We start from the raw sequence: 18,225 nt of genomic DNA, 5'->3' as shown, positions 1-18,225 counted from the left end.
ACGGGTGGAATTGACCCTTGCCCGCAGATCGGGGAGAAACGCTGCGATGAAATGCACGAGCTGCAGTGGCCGACTCCAGGGCACCATGACCTTTTGCCCCTTCTGCGGGGTGAGGCAGGACGTGAACCTGCGTCAGATCCACTTCCGTGACCTCGGCACGGACGAGTCCCTCCCCTGCCCCCACTGCTCGACGGCGCTCGATGTGATCGAATTCGATACCGAACCGAAGATCCGCATCGAGCGCTGCACCACTTGCTTCGGCACCTTCTTCAATCCCGGCGAACTGGAGTCGCTGCTGGACGCACAGACGAACCCGCTCGTCTGGCTCGACCCCACCCAGCTCAACCAGATCGCCATCGACTTCGCCCACGAGCGCGAGATCGTCTATCTCAAGTGCCCGATGTGCGCCGAGCGGATGAGCCACCTGAATTTCGGCGGGCACAGCGGCGTCATCGTGGACCGCTGCGGCACGCACGGGGTGTGGCTGGAGGGCAGCGAACTCCGCCGCCTGACAGAGTGGTGGCGCGCGGGTGGAAAGCTGATCTATCAGCAGCACGAAGCCGCCCGGGCAAAGCGCCTGTATGGCTCAGTCCCGACCAAGCGCATCGCTTCATCCTTGGTGACGACTGAATCTCCTCCCCATGACCGGGAAGATGACTCCGGAAAGGTGAGTACTTTCGACGTTCTAGCGATACTCGGCGGGCTATTATCGATCTTCGTCGATTGAAATTGAGGAAGTCTTTTCCTTCCGCGGCACCTGCACGTATCCGATCAGCGAGCCAGACGATTTCAGCTTCGCCAGTGCGCTGCTCAGTCGCACCGTTTCGCCTCCCCCCTTGCCCAGCCAAGTGATCGTCGGGGCCCCGCCGGGTGCACCGGATTTCTTGTAGCCGGCGACCACGAGTGGCTGCCCGTCGATCCACCACACCGGCAGCAGATCCCGCGCTCCGATCTGATAGCTGTTGATCGCCAGCTTTGCCAGGCTGGCCGCGCCGTGCAGTTGATCGGCGGCGAGCGTGGGGTCGATGGCGCTGATGAGCCTTTCCCCATCCTTCCCCTTCCTCCGGATCATCGCGAAGTCGATGGCTGGCCACGTTGCCGCCACTTGCTCAAAGTCGGAAGGCACTCCGTTTTTCGCCGGAGTCAGCTTTGTTTCGAGCACTTTCATTCCGGCTTCTCCCTCCCGCACGTCCATGGACTCGGGCAGTTGCTTGATCCGCAGTGGTGTTCCGGATGGTCCGGCCGAGCTACCGACATTCACGATGTGATAGGCGGAAAAGTAGCGCTTCTTCAGCTTTGAGCCGTTCTTGATCTCGCTCAGAATCCTTCCCGCCAGACCCGTCCTGCTGGTGGCGACAATCGCACCCGTCGTGGGGTCGTGGACGTGATATTTGCCATGCGCCCTGGCGAGCAGCAGGACATTGTGTGGCCCTCCGAAGGGGCCGATGGAGCGTAGTGAGATGAAATGCCCGCTTTCGAGTGCGGGATCAAAGACCCGTGCGATCAAGCGCTCCGCTTCCACCAGCAGATCCTTCCGCGGCAGGTCGGCGTAATCGTGTCGCACCCCTTCATAACTCATCCCGAAGAGTTCGAAGAAGACCTCCTTGTCGAAGGCACTCCGGAAAGCGAAGTCGCCCTTTCGCAGGCCATAGATGCTGGCGACCATGGCATTCGAAACGGGATCATGATCCACGATATGGATGCCGCTCACCCGGGTGAGCGCCGGGACATTCGCGTAGAAGGCACAGCCGACGCCGCGCTGCTTGGCCCCCGGGAGCTTCAGCGGCGATGGCTCCTGGCCGAGAGCGAGCCCGGATGCGAGAAAGCACCCGAGCAGCCCGACCAGCCATCGTTCTGCACCCGGTCTCATCAACATTGCTCTTCCCACATTCAGCAGGAATTCCTCTCCCATGCAAGGTCGCAGGAGTTGCTGCAATACGATCGTCACGGACTACTCCGCAGTGCCACCTTCATGGCTGCGATGGACTGCAAAGTGCAGATGTTAGATTGAGCCTTGCATGATGACCGGGTCGTGCGGGGGGCGGTGATTACGCAGAATCAAGGGAAAGCGTGCTGGCATGGAGGTTGCGAAATGGATCGGTCATTTTTCACACGACAAGCACCCCTCTCGCCATGAAACCAAATCTCCTCGTCATCAACCCATCTGGTAGCGAACCCGCCCCATGGATGGAAAACCTCTGCAATCAGTGGATGGAGGAGAATTACGTTTACCTGCTCTGCCCTGGTTGCGGGTTTCGCGAGGACAATGATCAGGGCGTCCGCTTTCTCCCGCATGCCGGTGCTGCGGTGCCGCGATTCGGTCATCTGGACGCTGTGATTGCATTTGAAGAATCCGATTTCATTGAGCAACTGAAGTTGGCCTATCCAGACGTTCTTGTGCGGGTCATCGCCCGTTCCATTGAGGGATTGCCGGAAATGGGTGCAGTCCCGGCTTCTCGTGAGCAATCCATGGCGGCTTGAGCAGATCGCAAGAAACGGAGTTTTTCCCGTCACCTCATGAGCTAGGGTGAAGGCATGAAATCCGCGCCTGCTCCACCCGATCACTCGGACCTTGTCGCTCGGGCATGCCGTCACATCGAGGAGGCTGATCGGATTCCCGATCTGGACACCTTGGCGGCAGAGGCGGGACTGAGCCGCTTCCACTTCCAGAAGATTTTCAAGAAAACGACGGGGCTGACCCCGAAGGCATGGGCCGCGGCAAATCGTGCGCGGCGGATGCAGGACGAACTGCCCAAGGCGCGCAGCGTCACCGAGGCGATCTATGAGTCCGGATTTGAATCGAGCGGACGCTTCTACGCCGACTCGAAGCGCCTGCTCGGCATGCAGGCGAAGGCGTATCGCAAAGGAGGCGCAGGCGAGAGCATCCGCTTTGCAATCGGGCAGTCTTTTCTCGGAGGGCTGCTCGTCGCATCCACCGATGTCGGTGTGTGCGCGATTCTGCTTGGTGATGATCCACAGGCACTGCTGGAGGACTTGCAGCGACGTTTTCCGAAGGCGGAGTTGATCGGAGCGGATCGCGACTTCGAGCGCATCGTCGCGCAAGTGGCCGGTCACATGGAACGCCCCGGTGAATCTTGGTCGCTGCCGCTGGATATCCGTGGCACGAGCTTCCAACTCCGCGTCTGGAAAGCACTCCAAGAAATCCCCACCGGAACCACCGTGACCTACGCGGAGATCGCGGAAAGACTCGGTGATCCGAAGGCCGTTCGCGCCGTTGCGGGTGCGTGCGCTGCGAACAAGCTGGCCGTGGCAATCCCCTGCCATCGCGTGGTTCGCACGGATGGCGGGCTCTCCGGTTACCGCTGGGGTGTGGAGCGGAAGCGTGAACTCCTCGACCGTGAGGCCAAGCGATGAACCTGCTGCCAAAGGACGGGACGGTCGTTTATCACGGTCGCATTTTTGATGAGGTCACGTCACGGAACTACTATGAGCGCCTGAGTTCATCCATCCCGTGGCGGCACGACGAGGTGGTGATGTTTGGCAAGCGGATCGTCACCGCGCGAGAAGTCGCGTGGTTCGCGGACGCCGGCATCCCCTACCGCTATTCCGGCACCGTGAAACAAGCCATCGCATGGACCGATGAATTAGCTGAGCTGAAATACATCGTCGAAGGTATCACCGGCCTGTCATTCAACTCATGCCTCGCCAATCTCTACCACCACGGCGGCGAGGGTATGAGCTGGCACAGCGATGATGAGAAGGCATTACTGAAACGGGCGGGCATCGCTTCGCTCAGTTTCGGCGCGGAACGGGACTTTGCCTTCCGCCACAAGCTGACCGCGGAGACCATTTCCCTGCGTCTCGTAAACGGGAGCCTGCTGGTGATGAAGGACGAGACGCAGGAGTTTTGGAAACATGCCTTGCCCAAGGCTGCCAGGATCAAGGAACCGCGGATCAACCTGACCTTCCGAACGATGGCGGGACTGTAGTGCGAGAGTCGTAAATCATTGCAGCGAACGCAAAAACCAGTTATTCATATGGAAAAATTCGAACTCCATATGAATAACTTCCTGACCCATCTCACGCTGGCCGCAACGTTGGCGGGGCACGTCGCGGCGCAGGAGAATGCGGAAAAGCCAACCAGGCCAATCACGAAGCTCATCGAGGAAGTGAATCGTGATAAAGCTTCGGAAAAGGATCTGCGGAAAGCCGTCGAGCAGCGGGCCAAGGCGGAGTTGATGTTGCCGCATGCCGGACGACCAGCAGCACCCTTTTCACGCGTTCTTACACGCGGAGAAAGGAACGCGCTGATTGAAGTTCAGAGGATCGAGCATGCCGAAGCCGGGCAAGCAACGTGGCTGGGCCTTCTCGATCATGCCTTCACTTCCCCCGTCAAATCCTGGATAATCGGAGTGATCGCCGATCCGATCTCGTCTGGAGACGCCGAGGCAAAGGTTCGAGGTTTGCTGGTTCGCGACGTGGTTCCATCGAGCCCCGCACACAGGGCAGGCCTCCGACGCAATGACGTGATCCTGCGAGTGAATGGCAACCCGGTTGCCACCCAGGATGAGCTGTCGAAATGCGTTCAGGACGCGGGAAATTCCGGCCATTCCGTGAATTTGGAGTGGCTTCGACGCAGCGATCCGCACTCGGCTGTCATCAAGCCGGAAGGCGGACCTCCGAAACCAACTGCCTCAGCACAAGATCCAGACCAACTCCGAATCGAAGAGCTGGAGAAACGACAGAAGCTCCAGCAGCAGGAGATCGATGAACTCCGGCAGGAGATCCAAAAGCTGAAAGACAAACCCGGGCGATAGGTGTCGCTTTGCGGATATACCCATGAAAACGACCCTCGCGCTGCTCGCCGTTCCTTTTCTCGCTGTTTCCGGACTTCATGCCCAGGATGGACCGAGGGAGGGGCAGGAGCTGATGGATCTCTTTGAGCGGATGAATCGCGCGGGCACGACCGAGGCGGATCTGCAAAAATTCCTGGAGAACAAAGCACTCCTTGATCTCGAATCGCACGACAAGGCCGCGGAGGAATCCGCACGAGAGCCGCGTCAGGCCAGGCCACCGCGTGAGGCACGCGAACGACCGATGGCGGATTCAGGCCCGAAGATCGGTGTCCTCGTTCTTCCTCTCGATCCCGCGGTTCGCGCTCACTTCGGCTTGGAGGAAGGCACCGGAGTTCTGGTCGAGCGGGCGATGGACGGCGGTCCTGCTGCCCGCGCGGGCATCGGCCAGAATGACATCATCGTGCGGGCCAATGGGAAGGCGGTCGGAAGCCTCGAAGATCTCCGCGGCATCGTGGAGTCCGCCACTGCCGGAAATCCCGCCGTCGATCTGGAGATCATCCAGAAAGGCCAGCGGGCAAAAGTAACCGTGCTGGTTCAGTTTCCGACACCGCCTGTCGAAAAGGCCGATCCAGCACCTGCACTCGGGAGCCCCGATACCATTCAACTGCTGGCTGACATGAATCGTCGCTTGGATCGCCAGCAGCGGGAGATTCAGAAGCTGCGCCGCGAGGTCGAGAGGCTGAAGCGGAAGGACAGCGAGTAAGAAGGACGGTCGCAAGGCCGGATGAGGCTGGCTCATGGCCGGGATGATTCTAAGGAGCGTCTCGGCACCACGCGGCACCGCGGGATCGCACACGCCGTGCTTTTAAGAAGGGGATTCCACTTCCCCGAATGCTTCGCAAGCTCCTCAAGCAGCACACTGGTCCCCTGACCGCGGATCTCGTCCTCGAGCCCGGACACTTCGGGCTGGGGCGGGTCCCGAAGCGCCTGAAGCCGGCATCCACCGCGACCGCGATCTGCGGCTACTGTGCCACAGGATGCCAACTGAAGCTTCACCTCGACGACGATGGCCGTGCGATCAACTTGTCTCCTCAGGCGGGCTATCCCGTAAATCTCGGCATGGCTTGTCCGAAAGGATGGCAAGCCCTTGATCCCCTCGACTCCCCGGATCGGGCGACAACTCCCCTGCTCCGGAACGAGCATGGGGAAATGATGCCAGTTGGCTGGGCGGAGGCCATGGACGCCTTCGTCTCCCGATTCAAGAACCTCCAGGAAAAGCTCGGTCGCGAATCGGTGGCCTTCCTTTCCACCGGGCAGATCCCTTTCGAGGAGATGGCCTTTCTCGGCTGCCTCTTCAAGTTCGGCATGGGCTTCATCCACGGGGATGCGAATACCCGCCAATGCATGGCCACGGCCGTCACAGCCTACAAGCAGGCCTTCGGCTTCGATGCTCCGCCCTACACCTATGGCGACCTCGAGGAGAGCGACGTGATCGTGCTGGTCGGATCGAATCTCTGCATCGCTCACCCGATTCTCTGGCAGCGGGTCATGCGAAACAAGCGGAGCCCGCGGATCATCGTCATTGATCCGCGCGCCACGGAGACAGCACAGGCTGCGACCCAGCACGTGCGACTGAAGCCAAAGGGTGATCTCGCGCTGCTCTATTCGCTCGCTCATTGCATCGTCCGCGATGGCCGGACGGATGCGGCATGGGTCGAACGCACCGAGGGCTTCGACGAATTCGCGGCATTCCTCCACGACTATGCGCCGGAGAGGGTCGCGGAGAAAACCGGACTTTCCGTCGAGGAGATCGAGTCACTTGCTCGCACCGTTTCTGAGCCGGGCAAGCGCGTCTCGTGGTGGTGGACCATGGGCGTGAATCAATCCTACGAGGGCGTCCGCGCCGCACAGGCGATGATCAATCTAGCCTTGATCACCGGCAACATCGGCAAGCCGGGCACCGGCGCGAACTCCATTACAGGGCAGTGCAACGCGATGGGATCGCGGCTCTTCTCGAACACCACGTCGATGGTCGGCGGGCATGATTTCTCGGACGCGGCGCATCGGGAGAAAGTCGCCGCCGGTCTCGGCATCCCCGTGGAAAATATCCCATCCGACTACTCACTCGCCTACGACCAGATCCTCGCCGCCGCGGAGGAAGGCAAGATCAAGGGCCTGTGGATTGTCGCCACCAATCCCTTCCACTCATGGATCGACAGCGGCCGGCTTGCCGAGTTGCGCGAGAAGCTGGACTTCATCGTGGTACAGGACATGTACCACACTACCGAGAGCGCACGCGTTGCAGATCTCGTGCTGCCATCGGCGGGCTGGGGCGAGAAGGACGGCTGCCTCATCAATTCCGAGCGTCGCATCGGCACGGTGAAAAAGGTCCGCGAGGCCCCGGGGATCGCGCTCTCTGATTTCCGGATCTTCCGCCTGATTGCCCACGCTTGGGGCTGCGGGGATCTCTTCGCCCGTTGGACCGATCCGGAGGCGGCATTCCACTTTTTACGCGACCTCACGAAGGATCGCCCCTGTGACATCACCGGCGTCGAGGGCTACGAGATGATCGACCGACTTGGCGGGATCCAGTGGCCCTACCCGGCCACGAATCCACCCTCGGGAAACGAGCGGCGGTTGTTTGAGGACGGCAAATTCTTCACCTCGAGCGGGAGAGCAAAGCTGCTCTTCTCTCCGCCCGCGGAACTTCCCGAGGCACCGGATTCCGCCTATCCCTTCACCCTGCTCACCGGCCGCGGCACCAGCAGCCAGTGGCACACGCAGACACGCACGGGGAAATCGGACATCCTGAGAAAGCTCTATCCGCAGGAGGCCTATGTGGAGATCCATCCCGCCGACGCCGCTCGGCTTGGGCTCCGTGAGCACGAGATGGTGACCATCTGTTCCCGCCGCGGGGAGATGCGGGCGTCCATCTACATCGCGCCTACCGTTCAGCCGGGACAGCTCTTCCTCCCAATGCACTACCCGGAGGTGAATCGCCTCACCCACCCCTCCTACGATCCCCATTCGCGCCAGCCCAATTACAAGGCGTGCGCCGTTGCCATCTCGAAGACGTGATCCCGAGGACATCCTCCGGACTTGGAAATCCTCATCTCCCCCCCTACCTTCTCACCGTGACCCAAGTCGTCATCCACGGCATCTACACCTCGCCCGGCCACAATTACTTCGGCCATCACGGCAAGCAGCCGAGCGAGCACGAAATCGTCGAACACGACGAGGTCGAACTGGTGGCTGGCAAGGGTATCCCGGGGGATCGCTTCTTTGACTGGAAAAAGAACTACCTGGGTCAGATCACGCTCATTGACCACGCCGTGATCGATGACGTCCGCCAGCACTCGGAGAATCAGGATCTGGAGTCGTCCATCTTTCGCCGGAATGTGGTGGTCTCCGGCATCGACCTGAATCGGCTGGTCGGCCGCGTCTTCCGCCTCGGAGACGCGCTGCTGGAGGGCACCCAGAAGTGCGCCCCGTGCTACTGGATGGACGAGGCCTGCGGAAAAGCCGGCACCGAGAAGCTGATGCACAATCGCGGCGGCCTCCGCTGCAAGATCCTCGAGAGCGGCCACATCCACCTCGGCGAAACGGAATTCGCTGGCTGACAGTGGCTTCGGCATCCTGCCGAAAGCCTCCGAGGGTCGTCGTCGCCGCTTTTCGAAGCTAGAAAAATCATTTTCCCTACATAACAGTGAAAAGGAACTCCCCGGCACGGGCGTAATGCGTGCTTGGCCACTCCTTTCCACTCATGAAACCGATCTGCCCTGGCAATCCGCTCGACCGCTATGCGTCCCGCCGCGAATTCCTCCACGTCGGCTTGGTCGGCGGGCTGGGACTCACGCTGCCCCAGTTCCTCCGGCAACAGGCAAAGGCGGACCAGAAATTCTACGAGACCCGGGAAGGAGTCGCGAAAGGGATCATCCATATTTTTCTTCCCGGTGGCCTCGCGCATCAGGAGTCCTTTGACCCGAAGCCCTTCGCTCCGGCGGAATATCGCGGGCCTTTCGGTGCCATCGACACGAAGATCCCCGGCGTCCAGTTCGGTGAGAAGCTGGCGGAACTCGCCGGACTCGCGGACAAGATGACGATCATCCGCTCGATGTCCCATGGCGAGGCAGCCCACGAGCGCGGCACGCACAACATGTTCACCGGCTACCGGCCGTCCCCGGCGCTGGAGTATCCGTCGTATGGCTCGGTGATTTCCCACGAGCTCGGGCCGAAGAACAACCTGCCGCCCTACGTCTGCGTGCCGAACGTGCCGAATGAATTCGCAGGCAGCGGCTATCTTTCGTCAGCCTTCGGCCCCTTCGCCCTCGGCTCGGATCCCGCGAACGGGAATTTCCAGGTCCGCGACCTGAATCTCCCGGGCGGCTGCGATGAGTTCCGCTTCAACCGGCGTCGCTCCCTGCTGGAAACCGTGGATGCTCATTTCCGCGGGCTGGAGAAGTCCGATGCCATCGATGCGATGGATTCCTTCTATCAGCATGCCTACAAGCTGATCTCTTCCGAGACCGCCCGCGAGGCCTTCAACCTGAAAGCCGAGCCCGACGCGATCAAAGATGAATACGGCCGCAACGACGCGGGCCAGCGCATGCTTCTCGCTCGGCGCTTGGTCGAGGCGGGGACGCGCTTCGTTTCACTGACTGTCGGCGGCTGGGATCACCACGACAACATCAAGGGCAACATCGAGGGACAGCTTCCCAAGGTGGACAAGGCCATCGCCGCCCTGATCCGGGACCTGGAGCGCCGCGGCATGCTCGACTCCACGCTGGTCATGGTGACGACGGAATTCGGCCGCACGCCAAAGATCAATACAACCGGCGGACGCGATCACTGGCCGAATGTCTTCTCCGTGATGATGGCCGGCGGTGGCTTCAAGCAGGGCTATGTCCACGGCTCGTCCGACGCGCTCGGCGGTGGCGTGGATACCGACGGGATCACGGTCGAGGATCTCTCCACGACGATCTACAACCAGATCGGCATCACCGCGGACAAGGAGCTCATGGCTCCTGGCGGTCGACCGATCGAGATCGTCGATGGCGGACATGTGCTGGATGTCTTGCTCGCGAAGAAGGCATGATCGCGCGACTCACGCTCTCGCTGGCGCTCGGGGGGACAGCCTTCGCGGGCTTCACGCCCGTGCTGAATCTCATCGAGCCCCGTGGCGGCCAGCGCGGCACGGAGGTGGAAATGCATTTCCACGGCGAGCGCCTTGATGGCCTCCAGGAGCTGCTCGCCTACGAGCCCGGCATCGAGGTCCGCTCGATCGCCGTCGAGAATGACAAGCACGCCACGGCGAAGATCTTCATCAAGCCGGATGCCCCGCTCGGCGAGCACGGCCTGCGGGTGCGCACCGCAGGCGGAGTGAGCTATCTCCGTTCGTTTTTCGTCGGGCAATTCCCGGTGGTCGGCGAGGTCGATCCGAATGACAAGCCGGAGCAGGCGCAGAGGATCGAGCTGAATACCACCGTCCAAGGCGTGGCGAAGCAGGAGGACGTGGACTACTATGTTTGTAGTTTGAAGAAGGGCCAGCGCTTCACCGCGGAGGTGGAAGCGATGCGCCTCGGTCGCACCATGTTCGATGTCTATGTGGCCATCGTCGATCCGAAGGGCTTCGAGATCGCGTCCTGTGACGATGCCCCGCTGCTGCGGACCGACGCGTTTGTCTCGACGATCATCCCGGAGGACGGTGACTACCGCGTGCTGGTGCGCGAGGCCGCCTACGAAGGGAACGATGCCTGCCAATACCGGGTGAGCATCGGCACTTTCCCCCGTCCCACCGCGGCATTCCCCTCCGGCGCTAAGCCCGGAGAGACGGTCGAGTTCAAGTTCATCGGCGATCCCGTCGGGGAATTCTCCGAGACCATCGCCATCCCGCTGGATGCGGATGGCCGCTTCCCACTCTTCCCCACCCGTGACGGACTGAGCGTGCCCTCGCCCGTCTGGATCAAGGTTTCCCCCCTCAACCACGTCGCCGAGACCGAGCCCAATGCGGGCCCGAAGCAGGCCTCGACGCTTCCCGAGCTTCCGTGCGCCGCGCACGGGGTGATCGGTGAGTCCGGCGACGTGGACTTTTTCAAGTTCACCGCGAAGAAGGGCGAAAACCTCACGGTGAAGGTGCTCGCACGCGACATCCGTTCACCGCTGGATGCGGTCCTCTCGATCCGGGACGCGAAGGGCAAGAACCTCGCCACCAACGACGATCAGGGAGGCCCCGATTCGATCCTCCAGTGGGCCGCGCCCGAGGACGGTGAATACCTCGCCGTGGTGCGCGACCAACTCCAGCGCGGCGGTTCCGACTTCACCTATCGTCTGGAGATCACACGGCGCGAGCCCGTGGTCGCCGCCACGCTGCCGGTTGTGGAGCGTGACAATTCCCAGAAGTGGAAGGTGATCAACGTCCCTCGCGGAAACCGCTACGCCGCCGTGATCAATGTGACGCGGGAGAACGTCGGCTGTGATCTCGCGCTGTCAGCCGGCAATTTACCCGCCGGAGTCACGATGACCGCGCCGGTCTTCCACCGCTCGGTCAATGCAACGCCGGTGGTCTTTGAAGCCGCGGCCGATGCCACGGTGGCCGGCAGCCTGCATCGCTTCAACGTGAAGTCCGCCGGGGATGCACCTCCAGTGTCAGGTCCGCTGCGCGATACGGTCCACCACGTGGAGATCAACAATCAAGGGGCCTACCACTCCGCCGAAAGCGACCGCATTCCCGTGGCCGTGATCGAGGAAGCGCCGTTCCGGCTCGAACTGGAAGCGCCCGCGGTGCCCATCGTGAAGAACGGCTCGATGCACTTGAAGGTACGGGCGCAGCGCTCCGAGGGATACAATGAGGCGATCAACCTGCGTTTCCTCTGGAATCCGCCGGGTATCGGGACGCCCGCCACGATCACCATGCCCGGAGACCAGAGCGAGGCGCTCTATGAAGTGAACGCCAATGGCGACGCGGCTCCAGGCGAATGGCAGATTTGCATTCTCGGAGAAGCGAACACCCCGAAAGGCCCGGTGCTGGTCTCCACCTCGCTGGTGACCCTGAAAATCGCAGAACCCTATCTCGGCATGGCCATCGACATGGCCGCCACGGAACAAGGGAAGCCGACCACGGTGCTGTGCAAGGTGGACTTCCCGGGGAATTTCACCGGTAATGCGACCGCCGAGCTGATGGGACTGCCGCATGGCGCAAAGACGCAACCCGTCAGCTTTCCCCACGGCCAGGCCGAAGTGCATTTCCCGGTGGAGATCGCGCCCGACGCAACGGTGGGCAAGCACACGGCCCTCTTCTGCCGTGTCACCGTGCCAGAGAATGGCGCGACGATCCTGCATCAGGTCGGCCAAGGTGGCACCCTGCGCATCGACAAGCCTGCGGAGAACACCCCGCCGCCTCAACCCGTCGCACAAACCGATGCGCCTGTAGCCCCTGCCGCCGCACCAGCGGAAAAGCCGCTCTCACGACTGGAGCAACTCAGGCAGAAAAAGAACTAAACCAGTCCAAAGGCCAGCCTCAGCAGAGGAGGTGAATAGGGCAAATACCCCCCACCCTTAATTCTGATCTTCCGACGCTGTGAGCACCCGCATGCGCGGAGGGCGGCTACCCTTGACTGCATGAGCCAAAGCGCGTTCCAGAGCACCCACGCGCGGCTTCCACGGATCCGGGACAAGGGAAACGCCTTGGGCGTCCTTGGTGGGACCTTGGAAAATCACGCTGCCAGTCTTGGAGGTGATCTTTACCTCGGACTGGCCGTTGACCAGCGAGAGGACAGCCTTGCCGTCCGGGGTCTCGATGGCAGCGGTGCGATCGGCCGGATTGAGCACCTTCATCGGAGTGTCCGGTGAAGCAGCGTTTCTGGACGAAAGCTGTCCGTGCGGCGGATCTTCCGCCTGCTTTGAAAGCGTCACCGGGATGACCAGCGATTCGCCGGAGCGATAAATACTGAGATCCACTTTATCTCCGTCCTTTTTCAGGCGGAGCAGGGTTAATAGCTGCGCCTCATTGGCAATCAACTGGTCGCCAAATTTCCAGAAAACGTCGTAGGCCTTCACTCCTGCCTTCTCCGCCGGGCTACCAGCCGCCACATCCGTGACGACGAAGCCGATCCCTTGGGGGAGATCCCGGACGTGGGCGCGGACCGCATCGTCCAGACGACCCACCGTCAGGCCCAGCCACGGGGTGTCGCTCACTCCTTGGATGAGCTGCGTCGGCGATGCGTGGTTCTTCGCCGCTTCATCCGCAAATGCGGAGCCGGAAAGGGCGATTCCCAAGATAATGGCGGAGATTTTCACAAATCAGAATGAGGTGACAGGCATCAGCCGGACTTCTTCCCGGGGATGGGAAACGAGGACTTCGTAGCCGGTTTGGACATCGCGCAGACGCTCTTGATCGACCACCCGGACGCGCCAGGCGCGGTGCGGCACGCCGTCGGTCTCGGACATCCAGTCTTCCGGCACGGCATCTTCCACGACTTCCGTGGAGCCGATCAGGACGAGATCGCCGTTCGTGGAGGGGGTCGCCGGCGTCTGGGTATTGTCAGCGACCATCGGAGATCCGCCCTGTGGCAGGCTCATCGCGACGATCACCGCAGCAGCAGCGGCCCCGATTCCACCGAACCACGACCAATACGGGCGGCTCAGCTTTTGCGCGGGCAACCCCTCTACCTCGACCACCTCTCCGGCGGCGAGGCTGTCGATCAGGTCATCCATCGACCGTTGGCCCTTCTCGCTGATTGCGGACGGCATCAAACGGGCGAGCGCCTTTTCGATATCTTCAGGCGATTCCATGGCGTTCTTCCTTCAGTCGGCGCATGTCCTGCGCCAGTTGTTCGAGCGCGTAGCGGTAGCGCGACGCAGCGGTGTTTTGGGAAATTGCAAGGGCTTCGGAGATCTCCGCGAAGGTGAGACCACCCCAGATTTTCATCGTGACCACCTCGCGGAGCTTCGGGCTTAGCTCTTGGACAGCGTCGCGCAGACGCACGGCGTCCTCATCGTCCTCCATCGAGGGATCGAGCCAGACATCGGTGAAATCGTTCAGGTAAATGATCGACTCCTCCCGCTTCCGGCGGCGACTCTCGGACCGGTGGTGATTCAGCCCGCAGAAGCGGATGGTGGAAAATGCCAGCGGCAGGTCCGGCACACCGCCGCCCTTGTCCTGCTGGTAATTCCACAGGCGGACGATGGCTTCCTGCACCAGATCCTCGGCATCCTCACGGCTCGGGGCCCAGCCGCGTGCAAAAAGGAGCAGCCGGGGGCCACACTCGGCCAGCCAAGCTTTCCATTCCGCAGAGGCACACGACTTCATTCGCTGTAAAAATGCCCTTCGCCCGCCGGTTTGTCTCTAAAATCTTGCGGCGGGTGGCGGGTTTCTGCCGGGGCGATTCCTCCACGCGGAATTCCTTGCACGCCGGGCCGCTTTCCCCCACCCCTTCCTCCACCATTTCCATGAACAAGGTCCTTCTCATCGGAGCCGGCGGAGTCGGCAGCGTCGTCGCCCACAAGTGCGCCATGGTCCCCGAGGTTTTCGGCGAAATCACCCTCGCCTCCCGCACGAAGTCGAAGTGCGACGCCATCGCCGAGTCCGTGAAAGCCCGCACCGGCCGGGAAATCGCCACCGCCCAGGTGGACGCGGATGATCCGGCCCAGACCGTCGCCCTCATCCGACAGACCGGCGCGACCCTCGTCATCAATGTGGCCCTGCCCTATCAGGACCTCGCGATCATGGATGCCTGCCTGGAAGCCGGCGTGGATTACCTGGACACCGCGAACTACGAGCCGAAGGACGTCGCAAAATTCGAATACTCCTGGCAGTGGGCCTACCAGGAGAAGTTCGAGAAGGCGGGTCTCTCCGCCCTGCTCGGCTCCGGCTTCGACCCCGGTGTCACGAACGTCTTCACCGCCTGGGCGCTGAAGCATCACTTCGACGAAATCCACACGCTGGACATCATCGACGTGAATGGCGGCAACCACGGCCACGCTTTCGCCACGAATTTCAATCCGGAGATCAATATCCGCGAGGTCACCGCCGAGTGCCGTCACTGGGAGGATGGCGCATTCGTCGAGACCGCGCCGATGTCGAAGCATCAGGCATTCACCTGCCCGGAAGGCGTGGGCACCTACGAGATCTACCGCATGTATCACGAGGAACTCGAGTCCCTCGTGAAGCACATCCCGACGATCAAGCGCGCGCAGTTCTGGATGAGCTTTTCGCCGAACTACCTGAAGCACCTCGAAGTGCTCCAGAACGTCGGCATGACCCGCATCGACCCGGTGACCTACAACGGCGTGGAGATCATCCCGCTGCAGTTCCTCAAGGCGGTGCTGCCAAATCCCGGCGACCTCGGTGTCACCACCAAGGGCCGCACCTGCATCGGCAACGTCATCACCGGCCTGAAGGATGGCAAGCCGAAGGCGATCTACATCTACAACATCTGCGACCACGAGGAGTGCTTCCGCGAGGTCGGTAGCCAGGCGATCAGCTACACCACCGGCGTGCCCGCCATGATCGGCGCGAAGCAAATGCTCGCCGGTGACTGGAAGAAGCCGGGCGTCTGGAACATGGAGCAGCACGATCCCGATGCCTTCATGGCCGACCTGAACGTGCACGGCCTTCCGTGGCAATTCATCGAGCTCACGCCGGAGCAGGCTGCGGGTTTCGTGGTGGCCTGAGCGTGGCGAAAATGATTTATGGCGGCGGGGGTGAATCATCGCTCCCGCCGCTTCTGCTTGCCAGTTCGGGATTTCCTGCTAGGAATCCGCGCCGTTGGCCGTTGCCGACGCGGAGTCATTCCGGCTCCAGCCCTTTTCCGGTCTTCATCGATGAGAGATGGTTCGGGGATCCCTGAATGCTCATCGAATCCGCCAGCCGCCCGGACAGTCCGCGCAGGCAGGCCCACTTAAATGACCCCGAATACATTCGAGGCGTTGCCACTGGCCGCGCCCCTTCATCGCGCCCTGCGCGAATTGGAATACTCCGTCCCTTCGCCGATCCAGGCACAGGCGATCCCTCTTCTTCTGGAAGGTCGCGATCTCCTCGGCTGCGCGCAGACGGGCACCGGCAAGACCGCCAGCTTCGCGCTGCCGATCCTGAATGCCCTTCACGAGAATCCACGCCCGCTGAAGCCGAAGACCGCCCGCACGCTGGTGCTGGCTCCGACCCGTGAACTCGCCGTTCAGGTGGCGAAGAGCTTCACCACCTACGGTCGCCACGTCCGCTTCCGCCAGACGATGATCTACGGTGGCGTCGGCCAGAATCCCCAGGTCGCCGCCATGCGCACCGGTGTGGATGTCCTCGTCGCCACGCCCGGCCGCCTGCTGGACCTGATCGAGCAGAAGCATCTCGACCTTTCCGGGGTCGAGTTCTTCGTGCTGGATGAGGTGGACCGCATGCTCGACATGGGTTTCCTCCGCGATGTGAAGAAGATCGTCGCGATGATCCCGCAGCAGCGCCAGTCGCTCTTCTTCTCCGCCACGCTCGCGCCGAATATCGTGCAGCTCGCCGAGACGATTCTGAAGAACCCCGCGAAGGTCAGCATTACGCCACAGACCACCACCGCGGAGAGGATCGAGCAAAAGGTCGCCTTCATCCAGAAGGAGCACAAACGCTACCTCCTCGAGGTGCTGCTGAAGGATCAATCCGAGGCCGGCGAATCGAAGCTCACCATCGTCTTCAGCCGCACCAAGCACGGTGCCAACAAGCTGGCGAAGGGCCTGACCGCCGCTGGCTTCCAAGCCGATGCCATCCACGGCAACAAGTCGCAGGCACAGCGCGAAAAGGCGCTGGAGCGCTTCCGCAAGGGTCTCACGCCCGTGCTCGTCGCCACCGATGTAGCTGCGCGCGGCGTGGACGTGAAGGACGTGGGGCTGGTCGTGAATTACGACCTGCCCAATGAGCCGGAAGCTTATGTGCACCGCATCGGCCGGACCGGTCGAGCGGGTGCAGACGGCCGCTCGGTATCCTTCTGCTCCGAGGAGGAGTTCGATTACCTGCGGGACATCGAGAAGATCATCCGCATGCCCGTCCCGCACTGGAACGATCACCACTGGCACGCCGAGTCGCTCATGGAGCGCTACCAGCGCGGAGCCCGTGGCAGTGTCGTTCAGGCGCAGAAGCAGCCCCGCCGTCAAGGTGGTGGCGGCGGAGGCGGACAGCAGCAAGGCCAAGGCCGCCCACAAGGCGAAGCCACGGCCGCGAAGCGGACTAGCCGTCGCCGGCGCGGTCCGCGCGGGAGATAAGATCGTCCCGCAGACCCCATGAGGGGTGCGGCGTGAACGGTTCCGTTCACGCCGTGTCGACCGGAGGTCGACACCCCTTGTGGTCCGCCGGGGCGGAGGTCAGCGGCCCACTTCCTCGTTGAAGTAGACCTTGATGAACTTCTTCCCCTTCTCCTCGTCGAAGCCGCGTTCCATCACCGCGTCGGATTGCTCGGCGAAGGTCGGCTTCACGTGGATCTCCACGCCCGTGTCGAGTTTGACCACGGTGCCGATGCGCTTCTTCGCCTTGGTGACGTCCTTCTTGGAAATCTCGAATTTGTCGTCGAAGCGCTGGCCCTGCTCTTCCTCGACCTTCGCCTTGTGCTCGCGGAATTTCTCCACGGCCTCCGGCGTCCGTAGCACCTGCTCTTCGAATTCCTGGAGGCTGAACTGCTCCTTCTCCTCGAAGTAGGAAAGCGCGTCCTTGGCCGCGGTGGTGGTTTCCCATGGCGGCGTGTCGTCGATCGGCGGGCCGGATTCCTCGGCGCTGCTCTCCTGCTCCTTTTTCGCCTCCTTCTTGGCCTTCTCCTCCTGCTTCACGAATGCCACGGCCATGTCCGTGAACTTGTTCGTGAGGAAGGGGCTGTCGGTCACGGCCACCACGCCGAGGAAATCGCGCACCCAGAACCGGGAGTCGGAGCCCGTGCGATCAAAGGTCAGCACGAGGAATCCCTTGTTCGGGTGGTGATTGAGGATGAGGCAGCCCTTGTCGATCTTCTCCGGATTGATTCCATGCTCGGTGTGGAGTTGGAGGTCGCCGTCCTTGGTGGAAATGCTGAGGAATGGCACCACGCTCTCCGATTTCAGGATGCAGATGCCGGTCACTGGATTGCCATCCACCTCCAGATCGTCGATCCACGAGATGCAGAGGTCGCCGGACTTGATGTTCGGGTGATTGGACTTCGTGTAGAGTCGCTTCGCGATGTCGCAGCCCTTTTCCAGCAGCTTCTCCGGGTCCTCGAAGATCGCTTTTGCGCAGGCATTCATCTCGTGCTGGTCGAGCGACGAGTGGTGGTGGAAGCGATAGCCCGCCAGGCTCTTGAAGGGCTTGAGGAAAAGGGACGTGAGCGTGCTGCGGTCAGCCTCCTCGATGGGATAGACCTGCTTCGATGTCTGCAGCGGCTCCTCGCGCTGCGGGTGGCCGATTTTCGCGAGGACGAGCCGGGAGGCGGAGGCGGAAGTGAAGCGGATCTTGGCGGACATGCGGGGCGCG

General features: G+C 61.9%; 17 protein-coding genes. 12 read left to right on the top strand and 5 right to left on the bottom strand.

Annotated elements, in window-relative coordinates; translation table 11 throughout:
• The first annotated feature begins 46 nt into the window (after positions 1-46).
• A complete protein-coding gene (locus OKA04_RS01310) occupies positions 47-727 on the top strand; it encodes a zf-TFIIB domain-containing protein (protein WP_264499309.1) in 681 nt (226 codons plus the stop codon).
• Here OKA04_RS01310 and OKA04_RS01305 read toward each other — a convergent pair.
• Entirely contained in the window at positions 707-1,870 is a 1,164-nt protein-coding gene (locus OKA04_RS01305) for a hypothetical protein (RefSeq protein WP_264499308.1), read from the bottom strand. The two genes, OKA04_RS01310 and OKA04_RS01305, sit on opposite strands and share 21 nt — an antisense overlap.
• A gap of 263 nt (positions 1,871-2,133) precedes the next feature.
• On the opposite strand from OKA04_RS01305, the gene OKA04_RS01300 reads away from it, so the two are divergent.
• The 9 genes from OKA04_RS01300 (at position 2,134) to OKA04_RS01260 (ending at position 12,254) form a co-directional block, all read left to right on the top strand.
• Positions 2,134-2,481, top strand: coding sequence for a hypothetical protein (locus OKA04_RS01300; RefSeq protein WP_264499307.1), 348 nt, complete (start codon positions 2,134-2,136; stop codon positions 2,479-2,481).
• A 54-nt stretch (positions 2,482-2,535) separates the two neighbouring features.
• On the top strand, positions 2,536-3,375 hold the full coding sequence (locus OKA04_RS01295; protein WP_264499306.1) for a methylated-DNA--[protein]-cysteine S-methyltransferase: 840 nt from the start codon (positions 2,536-2,538) through the stop codon (positions 3,373-3,375).
• Positions 3,372-3,950, top strand: coding sequence for an alpha-ketoglutarate-dependent dioxygenase AlkB family protein (locus tag OKA04_RS01290; protein WP_264499305.1), 579 nt, complete (start codon positions 3,372-3,374; stop codon positions 3,948-3,950). Before OKA04_RS01295 ends, OKA04_RS01290 begins: the two co-directional genes overlap by 4 nt.
• 69 nt (positions 3,951-4,019) lie before the next feature.
• Positions 4,020-4,778, top strand: a complete 759-nt coding sequence (locus tag OKA04_RS01285) for a PDZ domain-containing protein (protein WP_319800592.1) — start codon at positions 4,020-4,022, stop codon at positions 4,776-4,778.
• Positions 4,779-4,800: 22 nt separating this feature from the next.
• Positions 4,801-5,520: a PDZ domain-containing protein gene (locus OKA04_RS01280; protein ID WP_264499304.1), complete on the top strand. Its 720-nt coding sequence runs from the start codon at positions 4,801-4,803 to the stop codon at positions 5,518-5,520.
• Positions 5,521-5,648: 128 nt separating this feature from the next.
• A complete protein-coding gene (locus OKA04_RS01275) occupies positions 5,649-7,835 on the top strand; it encodes a molybdopterin oxidoreductase family protein (protein WP_264499303.1) in 2,187 nt (728 codons plus the stop codon).
• Positions 7,836-7,891: 56 nt separating this feature from the next.
• Positions 7,892-8,377 carry an MOSC domain-containing protein gene (locus OKA04_RS01270; RefSeq protein ID WP_264499302.1) on the top strand — a complete coding sequence of 162 codons (486 nt, stop codon included), beginning with the start codon at positions 7,892-7,894 and terminating at the stop codon, positions 8,375-8,377.
• Positions 8,378-8,520: 143 nt separating this feature from the next.
• Positions 8,521-9,852 carry a DUF1501 domain-containing protein gene (locus tag OKA04_RS01265; protein WP_264499301.1) on the top strand — a complete coding sequence of 444 codons (1,332 nt, stop codon included), beginning with the start codon at positions 8,521-8,523 and terminating at the stop codon, positions 9,850-9,852.
• Positions 9,849-12,254, top strand: coding sequence for a PPC domain-containing protein (locus OKA04_RS01260; RefSeq protein WP_264499300.1), 2,406 nt, complete (start codon positions 9,849-9,851; stop codon positions 12,252-12,254). The genes OKA04_RS01265 and OKA04_RS01260 overlap by 4 nt, the downstream gene beginning before the upstream one ends.
• Before the next feature lie 57 nt (positions 12,255-12,311).
• Here OKA04_RS01260 and OKA04_RS01255 read toward each other — a convergent pair whose 3' ends face one another.
• The 3 genes from OKA04_RS01255 to OKA04_RS01245 are packed head-to-tail and all read right to left on the bottom strand — an operon-like array spanning position 12,312 to position 14,064.
• Positions 12,312-13,031 (bottom strand): PDZ domain-containing protein, encoded by a 720-nt coding sequence (locus tag OKA04_RS01255; protein ID WP_264499299.1) that lies wholly within the window; start codon positions 13,029-13,031, stop codon positions 12,312-12,314.
• 24 nt (positions 13,032-13,055) lie between these two features.
• Positions 13,056-13,547: a hypothetical protein gene (locus OKA04_RS01250; protein ID WP_264499298.1), complete on the bottom strand. Its 492-nt coding sequence runs from the start codon at positions 13,545-13,547 to the stop codon at positions 13,056-13,058.
• Entirely contained in the window at positions 13,534-14,064 is a 531-nt protein-coding gene (locus OKA04_RS01245) for an RNA polymerase sigma factor (RefSeq protein ID WP_264499297.1), read from the bottom strand. Before OKA04_RS01245 ends, OKA04_RS01250 begins: the two co-directional genes overlap by 14 nt.
• A gap of 140 nt (positions 14,065-14,204) precedes the next feature.
• Here OKA04_RS01245 and OKA04_RS01240 point away from each other — a divergent pair, with 140 nt between their 5' ends.
• Together OKA04_RS01240 and OKA04_RS01235 are read left to right on the top strand one after the other, a co-directional pair.
• Positions 14,205-15,428, top strand: a complete 1,224-nt coding sequence (locus OKA04_RS01240; protein WP_264499296.1) for a saccharopine dehydrogenase family protein — start codon at positions 14,205-14,207, stop codon at positions 15,426-15,428.
• 231 nt (positions 15,429-15,659) lie between these two features.
• Complete coding sequence (locus OKA04_RS01235; protein WP_264499295.1) at positions 15,660-16,994, top strand: DEAD/DEAH box helicase; 1,335 nt, start codon at positions 15,660-15,662, stop codon at positions 16,992-16,994.
• Between the two features lie 99 nt (positions 16,995-17,093).
• Here the strand turns inward: OKA04_RS01235 and OKA04_RS01230 are convergent, their stop codons facing one another.
• Complete coding sequence (locus OKA04_RS01230) at positions 17,094-18,215, bottom strand: nucleoid-associated protein (protein WP_264499294.1); 1,122 nt, start codon at positions 18,213-18,215, stop codon at positions 17,094-17,096.
• Positions 18,216-18,225: the final 10 nt, after the last annotated feature.

This window comes from Luteolibacter flavescens, from assembly GCF_025950085.1.
GTDB classification, from domain to species: Bacteria; Verrucomicrobiota; Verrucomicrobiia; order Verrucomicrobiales; family Akkermansiaceae; genus Haloferula; species Haloferula flavescens.
The sequence above is the reverse complement of the archived record's forward strand: the minus strand, read 5'-3'. Positions and strand labels throughout refer to the sequence as shown.

Excerpts from the sequence above, each read along its gene's own strand:
- OKA04_RS01310 (WP_264499309.1), top strand. The coding sequence starts at position 47 with ATGAAATGCACGAGCTGCAGTGGCCGACTCCAGGGCACCATGACCTTT.
- OKA04_RS01305 (WP_264499308.1), bottom strand. The coding sequence starts at position 1,870 with ATGAGACCGGGTGCAGAACGATGGCTGGTCGGGCTGCTCGGGTGCTTT.
- OKA04_RS01300 (WP_264499307.1), top strand. The coding sequence starts at position 2,134 with ATGAAACCAAATCTCCTCGTCATCAACCCATCTGGTAGCGAACCCGCC.
- OKA04_RS01295 (WP_264499306.1), top strand. The coding sequence starts at position 2,536 with ATGAAATCCGCGCCTGCTCCACCCGATCACTCGGACCTTGTCGCTCGG.
- OKA04_RS01290 (WP_264499305.1), top strand. The coding sequence starts at position 3,372 with ATGAACCTGCTGCCAAAGGACGGGACGGTCGTTTATCACGGTCGCATT.
- OKA04_RS01285 (WP_319800592.1), top strand. The coding sequence starts at position 4,020 with ATGAATAACTTCCTGACCCATCTCACGCTGGCCGCAACGTTGGCGGGG.
- OKA04_RS01280 (WP_264499304.1), top strand. The coding sequence starts at position 4,801 with ATGAAAACGACCCTCGCGCTGCTCGCCGTTCCTTTTCTCGCTGTTTCC.
- OKA04_RS01275 (WP_264499303.1), top strand. The coding sequence starts at position 5,649 with ATGCTTCGCAAGCTCCTCAAGCAGCACACTGGTCCCCTGACCGCGGAT.
- OKA04_RS01265 (WP_264499301.1), top strand. The coding sequence starts at position 8,521 with ATGAAACCGATCTGCCCTGGCAATCCGCTCGACCGCTATGCGTCCCGC.
- OKA04_RS01260 (WP_264499300.1), top strand. The coding sequence starts at position 9,849 with ATGATCGCGCGACTCACGCTCTCGCTGGCGCTCGGGGGGACAGCCTTC.
- OKA04_RS01250 (WP_264499298.1), bottom strand. The coding sequence starts at position 13,547 with ATGGAATCGCCTGAAGATATCGAAAAGGCGCTCGCCCGTTTGATGCCG.
- OKA04_RS01245 (WP_264499297.1), bottom strand. The coding sequence starts at position 14,064 with ATGAAGTCGTGTGCCTCTGCGGAATGGAAAGCTTGGCTGGCCGAGTGT.
- OKA04_RS01240 (WP_264499296.1), top strand. The coding sequence starts at position 14,205 with ATGAACAAGGTCCTTCTCATCGGAGCCGGCGGAGTCGGCAGCGTCGTC.
- OKA04_RS01235 (WP_264499295.1), top strand. The coding sequence starts at position 15,660 with ATGACCCCGAATACATTCGAGGCGTTGCCACTGGCCGCGCCCCTTCAT.
- OKA04_RS01230 (WP_264499294.1), bottom strand. The coding sequence starts at position 18,215 with ATGTCCGCCAAGATCCGCTTCACTTCCGCCTCCGCCTCCCGGCTCGTC.